The sequence below is a fragment of the Pseudomonas sp. GM49 genome (assembly GCF_000282355.1).
Classification (GTDB): Bacteria; Pseudomonadota; Gammaproteobacteria; order Pseudomonadales; family Pseudomonadaceae; genus Aquipseudomonas.
Genome location: NZ_AKJL01000089.1, coordinates 1 through 571, shown reverse-complemented (window position 1 = coordinate 571; position 571 = coordinate 1). Strand labels below are relative to the sequence as shown.

Sequence of the window (571 nt, the reverse complement as noted above, 5' to 3'; positions counted from 1 at the left end):
ACTGAAGGCGGGCGAGAGTCACAATGACGTGTTTACGGTGAAAGTCAGCGACGGCCTGGGTGGCGAGGACACCCAGCTGGTGACCGTCACCATTACCGGTACCAACGATGCACCGACGGTGACGGCGGCAGAGGTCGAAGGCGGTGCAGTGACCGAAGACGGCACCACGATGGCCAGCGGCAGCTTCGCTTTCGGCGACGTGGACCTGGCGGATCACGCCCATGTGGTCAGCGTGAGCGCACCGTCCGGTGCGCTGGGTACGCTGGTGGCCACTGTCAGCGACGAGAGCACGAACGACGCGGCGGGCAGCGTGGGCTGGACCTATACGCTGAACAACAGCGCGGCGCAGTACCTGGCTGAAGGCCAGACCAAGAGCGAAATGTTCACGGTGACGCTGACCGACGACGTCGGGGCGACAGTGACCAAGGCCGTGACGATTACCATTACCGGCAGCAATGACGCGCCCGTGCTCGGTTTTGAAACGGGCAACGATGCCGGCGTGGTGCAGGAAGATACCAAGCTCAGCGTGAACGGCCAGTTCAGCTCGGCCGACATCGATCACGATGCCACG

The 571-nt window shown here is 63.6% G+C and carries 1 protein-coding gene; it reads left to right on the top strand.

Annotation, left to right across the window (positions count from 1 at the left end):
- A partial coding sequence (locus tag PMI29_RS20660) for a VCBS domain-containing protein (RefSeq protein WP_033052186.1) occupies window positions 1-571 on the top strand: 571 nt, incomplete at both ends.